This window comes from Cytophaga sp. FL35, assembly GCF_014349235.1.
Classification (GTDB): Bacteria; Bacteroidota; Bacteroidia; order Flavobacteriales; family Flavobacteriaceae; genus Euzebyella.
On sequence record NZ_JACSOH010000031.1, the window covers coordinates 1 to 13,922 of the forward strand.

General features: G+C 41.9%; 12 protein-coding genes. 9 read left to right on the forward strand and 3 right to left on the reverse strand.

Annotation, left to right across the window (positions count from 1 at the left end):
• The 9 genes from BIZ36_RS18065 to BIZ36_RS18105 form a co-directional block, all read left to right on the forward strand.
• A partial coding sequence (locus BIZ36_RS18065; RefSeq protein ID WP_222937453.1) for a collagen-like domain-containing protein occupies nucleotides 1-1,420 on the forward strand: 1,420 nt, incomplete at its 5' end.
• A 21-nt stretch (nucleotides 1,421-1,441) separates the two neighbouring features.
• On the forward strand, nucleotides 1,442-3,457 hold the full coding sequence (locus BIZ36_RS18070; protein WP_187459300.1) for a T9SS type B sorting domain-containing protein: 2,016 nt from the start codon (nucleotides 1,442-1,444) through the stop codon (nucleotides 3,455-3,457).
• Between the two features lie 5 nt (nucleotides 3,458-3,462).
• A complete protein-coding gene (locus BIZ36_RS18075) occupies nucleotides 3,463-4,416 on the forward strand; it encodes a PorP/SprF family type IX secretion system membrane protein (protein WP_187459301.1) in 954 nt (317 codons plus the stop codon).
• Between the two features lie 342 nt (nucleotides 4,417-4,758).
• Complete coding sequence (locus BIZ36_RS18080; protein ID WP_187459302.1) at nucleotides 4,759-8,169, forward strand: T9SS type B sorting domain-containing protein; 3,411 nt, start codon at nucleotides 4,759-4,761, stop codon at nucleotides 8,167-8,169.
• Nucleotides 8,170-8,275: 106 nt separating this feature from the next.
• The gene (gene idi, locus BIZ36_RS18085) at nucleotides 8,276-8,815 is read left to right on the forward strand and encodes an isopentenyl-diphosphate Delta-isomerase (protein WP_187459303.1); all 540 of its coding nucleotides are present in this window, start codon (nucleotides 8,276-8,278) and stop codon (nucleotides 8,813-8,815) included.
• Nucleotides 8,805-9,212, forward strand: a complete 408-nt coding sequence (locus tag BIZ36_RS18090) for a 6-pyruvoyl trahydropterin synthase family protein (protein ID WP_187459304.1) — start codon at nucleotides 8,805-8,807, stop codon at nucleotides 9,210-9,212. Before idi ends, BIZ36_RS18090 begins: the two co-directional genes overlap by 11 nt.
• A 1-nt stretch (nucleotide 9,213) precedes the next feature.
• Nucleotides 9,214-9,672: a peroxiredoxin gene (locus BIZ36_RS18095; protein ID WP_187459305.1), complete on the forward strand. Its 459-nt coding sequence runs from the start codon at nucleotides 9,214-9,216 to the stop codon at nucleotides 9,670-9,672.
• Nucleotides 9,669-10,637, forward strand: a complete 969-nt coding sequence (locus BIZ36_RS18100; RefSeq protein ID WP_187459306.1) for a type I phosphomannose isomerase catalytic subunit — start codon at nucleotides 9,669-9,671, stop codon at nucleotides 10,635-10,637. Before BIZ36_RS18095 ends, BIZ36_RS18100 begins: the two co-directional genes overlap by 4 nt.
• Before the next feature lie 64 nt (nucleotides 10,638-10,701).
• Nucleotides 10,702-10,974 (forward strand): hypothetical protein, encoded by a 273-nt coding sequence (locus BIZ36_RS18105; RefSeq protein WP_187459307.1) that lies wholly within the window; start codon nucleotides 10,702-10,704, stop codon nucleotides 10,972-10,974.
• A 45-nt stretch (nucleotides 10,975-11,019) separates the two neighbouring features.
• Here BIZ36_RS18105 and BIZ36_RS18110 read toward each other — a convergent pair whose 3' ends face one another.
• From BIZ36_RS18110 to BIZ36_RS18120, 3 genes are all read right to left on the reverse strand, one after another.
• A complete protein-coding gene (locus BIZ36_RS18110) occupies nucleotides 11,020-11,724 on the reverse strand; it encodes a DUF4369 domain-containing protein (RefSeq protein WP_187459308.1) in 705 nt (234 codons plus the stop codon).
• A 67-nt stretch (nucleotides 11,725-11,791) separates the two neighbouring features.
• A complete protein-coding gene (locus BIZ36_RS18115) occupies nucleotides 11,792-13,054 on the reverse strand; it encodes a DUF819 family protein (protein ID WP_187459309.1) in 1,263 nt (420 codons plus the stop codon).
• 28 nt (nucleotides 13,055-13,082) lie between these two features.
• A complete protein-coding gene (locus tag BIZ36_RS18120) occupies nucleotides 13,083-13,913 on the reverse strand; it encodes a Cof-type HAD-IIB family hydrolase (protein WP_222937454.1) in 831 nt (276 codons plus the stop codon).
• Nucleotides 13,914-13,922: the final 9 nt, after the last annotated feature.

Genomic DNA, 13,922 nt, shown 5'->3' on the forward strand with positions numbered 1-13,922 from the left:
TCCACAAGGACCCCAAGGCCCGGCAGGAGCGGACGGCGCTGACGGTGCGGTTGGCCCCCAGGGTCCCGCAGGACCTCAAGGTCCGGCAGGAGCAGACGGCGCTGATGGTGCAACAGGTCCACAAGGTCCCCAAGGCCCAGCAGGAGCAGACGGAGCGGATGGTGCAACAGGCCCCCAGGGTCCCGCAGGACCCCAAGGTCCGGCAGGAGCAGATGGCGCTGACGGTGCAACAGGCCCACAAGGTCCCCAAGGTCCGGCAGGAGCAGACGGAGCAACAGGCCCACAAGGTCCCCAAGGCCCGGCAGGAGCGGACGGCGCTGACGGTGCGGTAGGCCCCCAGGGTCCCGCAGGACCCCAAGGTCCGGCAGGTGCAGACGGAGCAGACGGAGCAACAGGCCCACAAGGTCCCCAAGGTCCGGCAGGTGCAGACGGAGCAACAGGTCCACAAGGTCCCCAAGGCCCGGCAGGAGCAGACGGAGCAGACGGTGCAACAGGTCCACAAGGTCCCCAAGGCCCGGCAGGTGCTGACGGAGCAGATGGCGCTGACGGTGCAACAGGCCCACAAGGTCCCGCAGGTCCTCAAGGTCCAGCAGGTGCAGATGGAGCAGACGGTGCGGTAGGTCCACAGGGTCCCGCAGGCCCCCAAGGCCCGGCAGGAGCAGACGGAGCAGACGGCGCTGATGGCGCAACAGGTCCACAAGGCCCCCAAGGTCCGGCAGGAGCGGACGGAGCAGATGGTGCAACAGGTCCGCAAGGTCCCCAAGGCCCTGCAGGTGACCCAGCGACCGATGATCAAACTCTTTCAACGGATAACAGTCCTGGAGATATTTCGATATCCGGAGGAAACAGTATAACAATTAATGTAAATGACGCAGATTCTGTGGTAGGTAACGAATACAACAACAGCTTTGGAGTGGTTGGCGGAAACCTGCGTTTGACCGATGGTGGAGGCAACTTGGACGTTCCACTCTCTAGCCTTGGTTCTGACGACCAATACGATGATGAGGTGCCTTTAAGAACTCCAATTGATGTAGATGAGGCTGGGGAGGCTTCACCAACAAATGAAACCAATGTACAAGAAGTTATTGAAGCAATAGCCCCAATAACCTCTAAGGCAGCACGAATTTTTTACCCTCCATCCATAGCAGTTGATGCTTCCATTAACGGAACGTTTACTATTGATCTATATGCACAATATACGGCTCAATATGGTACACCTACCGTTTCCAGTGCAGGAGCTCCAGCTGCGTTGCCTACCTATGGAGCCACAGAATTATATTACTATGTTACGTATGCTGACCCTACTGTTTTTAATACGGGAACAATGTCAATTGATGCCAATGGTGTTTTGACCTATACAATTATAGGGCAACCGGCAGATTACAATTCCCTGATCAACGTAGTGTTTATGGTTAAATAAATATAATCCGATAGAATAAAATTGAAAACCGTCGCTACATATAAGGCCATTGTACTTGGTATTGTCCTTACAATATTAGGAATTGCCGCTTCAAATGCTCAGTTTTTACTTCAGGCGCCCAATGGGGGCGATGAAAATAACTATCGTTGGTACGAAGCATCAGATACAAGTACGGTCCTAGGTACTGATTCCTTTTATGAAGTAACCGAAAGAGGGGTGTATTTCGCTACTTATGATGGTACGGCATGCGGACATAATGCTACGGGATATTTTATAGTTACCAATTGTAATTCACCTTATAACGAGGTTACATTAGATATTTCTAGAAACCCTTTGCCCCCAGGTGCGACGCTCACCTGGAGTCCGGCGGTGTCTGGAGACCAAATGCAACCAACAGTAATAGCCACGCAGACCGTTCAAAAGTATACCGCCACGATTCTAAAGGCCGGAAACAGCAAGAGCCTTCCTAATTTTACGGTGGTATGTATTGATGAATCGGCCATTTTGGTAGATGATTTGGTGTCATTGGATGAAGACACCTCCACAATTGTCGATATCTATGCCAATGACTCCGATTTACCGGATTCTGGATTACTAACTATTTCTAGGAATCCAAATAATGGTCAGGTCACCATCGATAACAATGGTACGCCTAATGACCCTACAGATGATATTGTGACCTATGTTCCAAATCCAGATTATAATGGTCCGGATACTTTCAATTATAGTGTTTGCAACACCTTTGGCGATTGTAGTACAGCTTCAGTGACGGTGAATGTGAACCCTATTGTGGACGCTATCGATGATGCCGTGGCCACAACCGAAGGAACACCAGTAGAAATACATATTATGGATAATGATAATGATGTACCTGCCACTGGAACTTTATCGGTAGAAAATCCAATCAATGGAACATTATCTATTAATGATGGAGGAACACCAAATACTCCGTCAGATGATGTTGTAACCTTTATTCCTAATGATGGATTTATTGGTACGGAATCCTTTATCTACACCTTGTGTGATGCTATTGGAAATTGTAGTTCGGCATCTATTTCGCTAGTGGTAACGGACGCAGAAGATTTAGACGCAGATAATGACGGTATTCTTGATTCCTTTGAGGATTTGAACCTGGATGCGGACAATGATCCGTCAACCAACCCTACGGACACGGATGGAGATGGAATTCCGGATTATTTGGATATTGATAGTGATAATGATGGAATTCCAGATAACGTGGAAGCTCAATCCACAGTAGGATATATAGCTCCTAGTTTGACAGATGCCAATAGAAACGGTTTGGACGATGCATATGAGACCGGAGGTCAATTAGGTCTGATACCAGAAGATACTGATGGTGATGGGCTACCTGATTATGTGGATGAGGATAGTGATAATGATAATATACCTGATAGAATTGAAGCACATGACCACGATCAAGATGGTATACCAGAGGTAAGTTTAATTGGATCGGATAAGGATAATGATGGTCTGGACGATGGTTATGAAGGAGAAACTGCCATTGATCTAGACGTGAACGACGAAATTAACGACCCATATAATGACCTTCCAAATACTGATGGAGATGGGGAAAGTAATTATAGGGATATTGATGACGACAATGACGGAATTGAGAGTAAAAATGAAGATGTAAACATCGATGGAGACTATTCCAATGACGATAGCGATAATGATGGTATTCCAGAATACCTCGAGCCAAATGCAGATGAAGAACAAATAGAGGTATTCAATGTGATTACGCCAAACGGCGATGGAGTTCATGATGTACTCACCATACATGGTTTGGAAAATTTCCCGGATAATTCTTTGAGAATTTACAATCGTTGGGGCGTATTGGTCTATAGTACCCAGGCTTACAATACCCAAGGAAATACTTTTGATGGAACATCGGAAGGAAGGGTTACCGTAGATGTGGATAGAAAACTTCCTGTAGGAACTTATTTCTATATCCTTGAATACAAAATAGATAACGGAGAGACCAAAAATTTGAACGGATACATATACCTAAATAGATAGTGCAAATGATTACCCCAAATCTTAAATTACAAGTCACAAGAATATTGCTACTATTGATCTTCGGTGGTTTTATTACTTGTAATAAAATTAATGCCCAACAAGATGCACAGTATACTCAGTATATGTACAATACCATGAGTGTTAATCCCGGTTATGCAGGTTCTAGAGGACATGTTAGTGCAGCCTTATTGCATAGGTCACAATGGATAGGGTTAGATGGAGCGCCTAAAACACAGACCTTTAATATACACTCACCTATTGGTTATAGAGGGGTGGGACTTGGATTGTCCATTGTTAACGATCAAATAGGGCCTACATCGGAAACTTATTTTGATGTTGATTTTTCCTATACGGTATACACCTCCAATGAAGGTAGATTAAGTTTTGGGTTAAAAGGCTCCGCTCATTTATTGGATATTAGATATTCAGAATTAAACCAGATAGCTCCGGATAATGATTTGCAAAGCGATGTAGACAATCAGTTTTCTCCCAATGTGGGTGCAGGGGTATATTATCATACGCAAAGGTTTTACGCTGGAATATCCGTTCCTAGAATTTTAGAAACTAAACACTTCAAGGAAGGACCAACTCCTTCCACCGCAAAGGAACAAATGAACTTTTATCTCATAACCGGATATGTTTGGGATTTAAATGATAATCTAAAGTTTAAACCTTCCATATTGACTAAAGCGGTTAAAGGTGCGCCTTTACAAGTTGATTTATCTGCCAATTTCATGCTCAACGAGAAATTTATTTTAGGTGCCGCATACAGGTGGGATGCCGCATTCAGTGGTTTGGTAGGATTCAATGTTTCCAACAAGTTTTTAATTGGTATGGCCTATGACCGAGAAATTACGGAGTTAGGTAATGCGCTGTACAATGATGGTTCTTTTGAGGTTATTTTACGTTACGATTTCATTAGTACCCAAGGTAATTTAAAGTCGCCTAGATTCTTTTAAACACCTAATTTCATATTTCAATTAATGAACTAAGTTGTTATCCCAGGATAGCAACTTTTTTATTTTTGATTGGTGCCGTTTATCGATCAGTACTGTCTATTGTTCATTTTAGGATTTCTTTGGTTTTGAACAATCTGCTCGAAAAAGGGTTTTCAAACGGGAAAAAGTGCCTTAGGACGTGTAAATTGTCAATCTGTTTTGCTGAGCTATAATTTTGTTTGTTGTAGGTCCCAAGTCTACCTCATGTCAAATGTTACTACTTAGCCTATGGTAAAATTTTTTCCCCCTGTAACTCTATTTAGAGTATGTATACCTACAATACTCTTAGTATTCTCAATCTCCTTGACTTGGGGTCAAGCAACATCTATTCGAACGGGAGTTACTTTTAATTGGGCTAATAATCAGAGCATACTTTCAGACCCCGCCAACTTACAATCCATCACTATAAATGGGGTTGATTATACTACGTTTGTGGTACCTAGCAATTATGAAATGACTCGTTTGGGGCCTGGTGGTAATGGAGAAAATAATATCTGGAACAACGGTATAAGAATTGTTACCGGTAGCGATGCGGCTAATTGGGGTGCCGAGGCATTGAACGCCTATCAATCATTAAATCTCAACCATTACTTTCAGAGCAATCAAAACGGACGTAATTTTTGTGGGAACTATTCGGCCCTAAGTACGACCGATGCTCAAATTCAGACCATTTCTTATAACCCTGGCATTCCTTCCAATCCCGATGGGGTCATAGCAGTGACCGAACGTGGCGGAAACAATTGTATGTATATTGAACTCTATGGTATTCCTGTAGGGGGAGGCCCTGAGCAGATGCTGGGTAGCACCTTTGTTCGTAATCAGGGAAACTTAACCGGAGTTGGGCCTCAGGCGGCCCCCACCGCAAATAGCGATTATTGGAGCAGTGGAAGGAATAATGAAAATGGGCAGGTGATAGGGATTGCCCTTTATGAGCTTTCAGAATTGGCACCCGTAGGTTCCATAATTACCTCTATTCGCTACATGGGCGCTACCAATGACCACGGTGATGGCAAATTCTTTCTAATGCAGACGTATGCTGAGGATGATAGTCTTCGTATAAAATTGGATAGGGAAGGTAATGGTAATATCGCCGAAAATGATTTAGTACCTGCTGGCAGTACGTATACTTTATTGAGCAACCCTACTAACGGCATACTGGTTTTTAACCCAGATGGAAGCTTCAACTATATTCCTAATCCCGGATTTACAGGAAATGATACATTTGAATATCAGGTTTGTCTTCCTGCACCCAATACTGGCGTATGTGATACGGGCACGGCAATAATAGTTATTAAATTGGAAGCTATTTTTGATAGCGCCAATGTAGGCGTTAACTCAGCTGATAATCCAATAGAAATTCTTTCCAACGATAATTTTGGTAGTGCGGGTCCCCTATTAAATGGTGCTGTTACCAATTTTAGTCAGCCAACAAACGGTTCCGTAATCCTAATGGACAACGGAACGGCAGATTCCTACGATGATTACTTTACTTATACTCCCTCAATTGATTTTTCGGGAACGGATATTTTTACATACGAAATTACCGATGCTGGTGGAAATACGGATGAAGCTTCGGTGTACATTACCGTTGATTATGACACCGACAGTGATGGAATTGACAACAGAACCGATGTTGATGATGATAATGATGGTATTTTAGATGGTAATGAAGCGCAAGATTGTATAGACGATGATTATTTTGCTTGGGGATTCAATAGTCCTGTAGGTACACGAGAAGTAGATTTTGAACAAAACCCCGCCTTTAATAATTGGTTTTTGGCCAACACCGGAACTATTGTTACCGGAGCAGGTATTACTGCAGCTTCACCGGGTTCTGAATTACAGATTTCCCAAATAGAGGCCGACACCTATCAAGAAGCGCTGGTTCAAGCAGAATATATAGAAGTATCGTTTACTACTGCTTCCGGCTTAATAAATCCATTAATTGAACGCATGGGTGTTAACTGGTTCCGTAATTCCAACGGTACCACGGTAGGCAATAGCTATGATGCGGCCATCGCCATTTCAAACGATAATTTTGCTTCCTCCGTATTACTGTACTCCGATATCAGGGTGCACTATCCCACTAATGGAGTTTCTGAATTTTTTGACCTCATGCCAGTAGGTTCCCATTTTAATCTAGAAGAGAATACGACTTATACCATTCGTGTTTATACTTATAATCAGCAAAATGATGGTAATGTGGCTTATTCCGTTTTTGACGATTTTACGGTGAGGATTTCTTCCTGCCAGGAACAGGATACCGATGGTGATATAAATCCTGATCATCAAGATTTGGACAGTGATAACGATACCTGTGCAGACACGACCGAAGCGGGTCACACAGATGATGACGGGGATTTTATTTTAGGAACTTCTCCCGTTAACGTAGATGCCTACGGTCAGATTACCGGGCAAGGAGGATATTATGGCACCACTACCGAGGTAACCCAAGCAAGTGCTCACATGACCGTGAATATCTCTCCAGATAACGTTCAAGCCGTTTCAGGAGAAACTGTCGTTTTTGCTGCAGGTATTAGCGGTCCGGATCTTTCGTATAGATGGCAAAATAGCCGTGATAATGGCGACACTTGGGGTAACCTCTCTGATAATGAGAACTATTCGGGAGCTCAGTCTCAAGAGTTGACGGTTACGGGTGTGAACCCATCCCTTACGGGGCTGTACCGACTGACGGCCACCAGCACTCAGAATCTCTGCAATCCTTTCGCAGCAACCATTCCGGCACTATTGTCGGTGAATAACTTGATTCTTGATAGTGATGGCGATGGTATTACCGATGCTTTTGAAGATTTGAATACCGATGGCGATAATGACCCGTCTACCAATCCAACCAATTCAGACAATGACGAGTTTCCTGATTATTTGGATATTGATAGTGACAACGATGGTATTCCCGATAATGTGGAGGCACAAACCACCTCCGGATATATTCCGCCAAGCAATCTTGATGAAAACAACAATGGTCTGGATGATGCTTACGAGCAGGATGGCAACGAGGGCTTGATTCCTGTAAATACCGATGGAGAAGATTTACCCGATTACTTAGATACGGATAGTGACAATGACAACATTCTTGATGCTACGGAAGCCCATGACCACGACCAGGACGGTGTACCCGATGTTATTTTCATTGGTTCTGATAAAGATAACGATGGTTTAGACGATGGTTTTGAAGGCGAAGAAGCTATTGATGACGATATCAACGATGAAATTGACGATCCCGTTAATGACCTTCCTGATACCGATAATGACTTTGAATCTGATTATAGGGATATTGATGATGATGGTGACGGAATTATGACCATAGATGAAGATAGTAACAATGATGGTAACTATGCCAACGATGATGAAAACAATAATGGAATTCCCAATTATTTAGAGGCTCCTTATACTCCGGTAATCGTTTATAATGTGGTAACCCCCAATGGCGATAACGTTCATGATTATTTGACCATTACCGGTTTGGAGTCGCGTCCGGTCAATCACCTTGAAATCTATAACCGTTGGGGTATTCTAATGTATGAAACCGATGGTTATGATTCGAACGGCAATAACTTTACGGGGCAGTCTTTAGACCAGCTGAACGATGGCGCTATAGAGAGAATGTCCTCAGGTACCTATTTTTACATTCTAAAGTACGAGGAAATGAACGGTGAGACGATGCACCTTCGTGGATATTTGTATCTCAATTAAGATTGACGCATTAACTATTATTTATATCGCTCATTTTCTAATATGGTCGTAAAGATGTTATTTTTGTGAGGTAGGCCTTGAGCCTATCCCAACAAATAAATTGCATTTGAAAGAAGAACAAGTAATTCTAGTAGACCCAAACGATGAACCTATTGGCACCATGGGGAAAATGGAGGCCCATGAAAAAGCGTTATTGCATCGGGCGTTCTCGGTATTCGTAATGAACCAAAAAGGGGAAACCATGTTACAGCAAAGAGCAGCGCATAAGTACCACTCCCCTCTATTATGGACCAACACCTGTTGCAGCCACCAAAGAGTGGGGGAATCCAATATTGAGGCGGGAAAAAGGAGACTACAGGAAGAAATGGGTTTTAAAACGGACCTAAAGGAGTTGTTCTCGTTTACCTATAAGGCTGCTTTTGATAATGGACTTACGGAACACGAATTTGACCATGTCATGATCGGCGAATTTGAAGGCAATCCGGAAATTAACCCAGATGAGGTTGCGGCCTGGAAATGGATGAAACCTTCGGATGTCAAAAAAGATATTGAGGCAAATCCCGACCAATACACAGAATGGTTCAAAATCATTTTTGAGAAATTTTATAGTCATATTACCTTAAATAATACCCAAGATGAAGGTTAAGGTAAGCAGAAAGGCCCATTTTAATGCAGCGCATAGGCTGTATAGAAAAGATTGGGACATGACCAAGAATGATGCGGTTTTTGGCAAATGCAACAATCCTAATTTTCACGGCCACAATTATGAGTTGGTGGTGAGCGTCACGGGTGAAATTGACCCAGTTACCGGTTTCGTTATCGATATGAAGGATTTAAAAGATTTGATTAAAGCTGAAATCGAGGATGCCTTTGATCACAAGAATTTAAATGTTGAGGTACCGGAGTTCAAAGATTTAAATCCGACCGCAGAGAATATTTCGGTAGTTATTTGGCAAAAATTAAGGCCTCACATAAATAAAGAGCACGAACTTGAGGTGGTGCTCTATGAAACGCCCCGCAATTTTGTAACCTTTTCCGGATAGTATGGGATTAAAAGTAGGCGATACCGTTCCAGAGTTTACCCTCAAAGACCAACATGGAAAGCCGTTCTCCAGTTCTGATTTATTGGGTAGAAAGCCTATAGTCATCTATTTTTACCCAAAAGACGACACACCTGGGTGTACCAAAGAAGCCTGTTCTTTTCGAGATAGCTATGAGGACTTCAAGGATTTAGGCGCCGAAGTTATCGGTATTAGTGGGGACACGGTAAAAAGTCACTCAAAATTTGCCCAAAAACACCAACTTCCCTTTATACTTTTGTCCGATAGTAATAATGAAGTACGAAAAGCGTTTAAAGTAGGAAAAAGTATGTTAATTTTGCCGGGTAGGGAAACCTATGTCATTGACAGAAATGGTAAAATTATAATGGTATTCAATAATCTTTTGAATGCTGAAAAACACATCACAGAAGCAATAAACGCATTAAAAAAATCGCAGCAATGAGTCTATACCCATTTAAATTTCAGCCCATATTAAAGGAAAGACTTTGGGGAGGAACCAAATTAAAAGATGTTTTAGGAAAACCGATTGAATCTGATATTACTGGCGAGAGTTGGGAACTTTCCACTGTAAAGGGAGATGTCTCTGTCATTGCTAATGGAAAATTGGCAGGAACTTCACTGCAAGAACTTATTAACGAACAACCTGAAAATCTCCTTGGCAAAAGTGTTTATGAGCGTTTTGGAACTGATTTTCCCATTCTCATAAAGTTTATAGACGCCAAAAAAGACCTTTCCATTCAATTGCATCCTAATGATGAATTGGCCAAAGAGCGTCATGATTCCTTTGGGAAAACGGAAATGTGGTATGTGATGGATGCCGATGATGATGCGGAGTTGATTGTGGGTTTCAATAAAGATGTGACCAAAGATGAATACGCCAAAAGCCTCGAAAATGATACCTTATTAGAATTATTGAATTATGAGAAGGTAACAGAAGGCGATACTTTTTTTATAAACACAGGAAAAATACATGCCATAGGAGCGGGTGTTTTATTGGCAGAAATTCAACAAACATCCGATATTACCTATCGAGTTTTTGATTTCAATCGCCGGGATAAAAATGGAAACTTAAGAGAATTGCATACTGAAATGGCTCTTGATGCCATTGATTATACCAAAAAGGACGATTTTAAGGTCAATTATCCCAATGCCAAAAATACGGTGAACGATATGGTAGACTGCCCGTATTTCACTACTAACTATTTGGATTTGGACAAAGATTTACGCCAAGATGTGGGCTCTAGAGATTCTTTTACAATCTATATGTGTGTAGGAGGTGCTGCTACCATTGCCGATGAAAATGGCTCGGCAGATATACAAAAGGGCGAAACTATTTTGGTTTCTGCGGCTTCCCAAAGCATTCACATAAAAACCAAGGGGGCCAAATTATTGGAGGTCACTATTTAGTAACTACTTTTTTTAGATACAAGTTCTGGGTAAATAGCCTATTTTTGCCAAAAATATACCTATTATGGCAAGTGTAAAAAACTTAAAGAAAGACATCAATAACGTTTTGGGCGATATCATTGAAGCTGTTTACATCGTAGATGATTCTAAGAACAATGTGGTTTCAAAGGAAGGTGAAGGAATTATAGATGAAACCATCTCAACTTTTGATGAGCTTATTGCAAAAGTAAATGATAGAACCGTAGAAAATAGGCAAAAACACCTAAAAAATGTTAGGGCCGAACTGGAAACCAAAGCTACCGGATTGGTAGAAAAGGTGAATCAATTAGGTTCATAGAACGTTTAGAATATTAAATAAAAAACCGGCTAAAAGCCGGTTTTTTTATTGCTTTACTTTTTCTATATGCTCTTTTAGCTTTTTCCCGTATTTGGATTCTGCAACCTCCGGACTTAGTACCTTATATATAGAATCCAAATAAATTACATTGGCATCTGATACTTCATTAAGGGCTATATAAGGCGCTATGTAGGAATCTCTATGGTTAAGTGCAAAGTTGAGCGCATATGCATAACCGCGTTTTAAATTTTTATTACTTAAAAGTTGTAAGGAGTCCAATTGAAGGGAGTCTAAGGGTTTCTCTGTATTGGATGCTTCGCGCAAAATTTCCAGATTTCGCATATTGAACCTGGACATGGTTTTTTGGTATTCTTCCAATTTTTTTTGAGTTTCCGAACCGGAAATTTCAGGACTCATGTCAAAAGTATTCCACGAAGTGTTGATGGTTATGGTCCCAGGCTCGCCAAAAAAAGTAATCCTGTCATTAATATCATTGGCATCATCCTTTTTTAAATATAAGTAGAAAACTTCTGGACTTTCAAGCTCAGTTTCTAATTGAAAGGCGCCATCACCGGCAATTTCCAAGGAATCTACTGTGGTCAAGGTGGTATCTATAAGATATTGCAAATAGAGGGTGCCTTTCTTTAAACCTTTTACATTACCGTTAACGATCATGGTATCTTTTGAACCATTTCCTGAACAGGAAATAATAAGCAGGCTCGCAAAAACTAAAAAAGATATTTTCTTCATGAGTAATTTTTATCGGCGCAAATATCCAAAAAAAAATGATTTTGACAGCTTGTATAAAAACAGAAGTTTACATCGTAGATGCAACTTCCATTAGGTAAGCGCATAACAGAGCCCCACCGGTACCTACTACATAGCCAAATACGGCCAAAAGTACCCCAACAGAGGTTAATGATGGATGAAATTCAGCGGCAACAACAGGTGCGGATGCTGCACCCCCCACATTGGCCTGGCTACCTACGGCCAAGAAGAAATAAGGTGCTTTTATGAGTTTAGCCACCAAAATAAGTAGCCCTGCATGAATGGAAATCCAAATAAAACCAATGGCTATAAGCCCTGGATTTTCCAAAACTTTGCCCAAATCCATTTTCATGCCTATGGTCGCCACCAAAATGTAGATAAAGACCCCGCCAATTTTACTCGCCCCGGCGCCTTCATAATTTTTAGCCTTTGTAAAGGAAAGGGCTATTCCGCAAGTAGTGGCGATTACTACCATCCAGAAAAAACTGGAGCCCAAGAAGGATAGAAAGCTTTTTTTGTCGCTAACACTATCAAATCCGTTCGTTAAAAAAGTACTGATATGATTCCCAAAAAAATGAGCGATACCCGTAGCGGTAAAAGCAAAGAAGAGCATCATCATATAGTCTTTTAAAGTAGGCACTCGTGTAATTTTTTCAGCAAAGGCAGTTACTTTTACCTTAAGAGTTTCAATGGCACTAGTATCGGCCTTTAACCATTTATCAATTTGTTTGGTTCTGCCAACCCCTAGAAGAATAACGGCCATCCACACATTGGCCACTACAATATCTACGAGTACCATTCCACCATACTTTTCAGGATTGTACCTAAAGATTTCGAGCATGGCCGCTTGATTGGCACCACCCCCGATCCAGCTACCTGCAATAGTGGATAGTCCACGCCAGACGGCATCAAAATCGTTACCTCCAACAGTTTCGGGTGAAAAAATGCTGACGATGAGAATGGCAATTGGACCTCCGATGATGATTCCGGCACTGCCCGTTAGGAACATAATTAATGCTTTGGAACCTAAATTACTGATGGCCTTGAGGTCAATACTCAACGTCATAAGCACTAAGGCCGCAGGCAGTAAGTACCTACTTGCCACAAAATATAGATTGGAAGTCTCATCCGATATGAGTCCGGAACTGGCTAAAATGGCCGGCAACAAATAGCACATTAATACTGCGGGAACCACAGAATAAAATTTCTTCCAAAAACCGGCAGTGATGGAAGAGGTGTAAAATATAAAGCCCAAACAAAGGGAGAGCAAGCCAAAAACTACCGTGTCATCCGTAATGAGAGGTTCCGTCATAAAATTGCTTTTGCCCAAATATACTTAATTATAAGAGGGGATGCTCCTTTAAAAACACTGCTACGCCATCTTCCGTATTGGGCAAGGTAACAAAGTTGGCTACGGCTTTAACTTCATCCCTTGCATTGCCAACGGCTACCCCGCAACCGGAATGTTGTATCATTTCCACATCATTGTAATTATCCCCAAAGGAAATTACATCTTCCATGGTTTCGTTTTCTTTAAGCAGTTTTTGGATAGCGGTAAGTTTGGAAACCGATTTAGGCGCAATTTCTATAAGCGTATCGTTGGAACGATATAAGTTGAGGTCATTGGAAAAACGTTCTTCCAGTTCAGGATAAATGGCATCCGAAGTATCCTTGGTTCCCATCAGCATGATTTTATGTGCTCCCAAACCTCTGTTGGACCAATCGAGAATAGATTCTTCGGTATCTCTAAAAGCAGGTGTTGCTTGCGTATATCTTATTTCTTTGCGAACCCGTTCCGTATTTTCTTCTACATACCACTCATCATTATGATACAGTCCTAATTTTATTTGTCTCACGGTAGCCATGGCAAATATTTCCTTAACGTGGTCAATGGCTATTTCGGTGGAAGTAATAATTTCATCCCCATCAAGAATAAGTGCACCGTTGTAGCAGATAATAGGTTGTTCTTCAATACCCAATCTTCTTTGTAGGTAGCGCATTCCTCTAGGCATACGAGCAGATACCAATATTGTCCTGACTGCGGATTTAATTTTATTTATTTCGGATATAGTTGCTTGGGATACATCACTTTTGGTGGATAGAAGGGTTCCATCCAAATCGGAACAAAGAATTTTATAGGTCAAAACAGCACTGAATTTATTTGGCTGCAAAGCTACGAA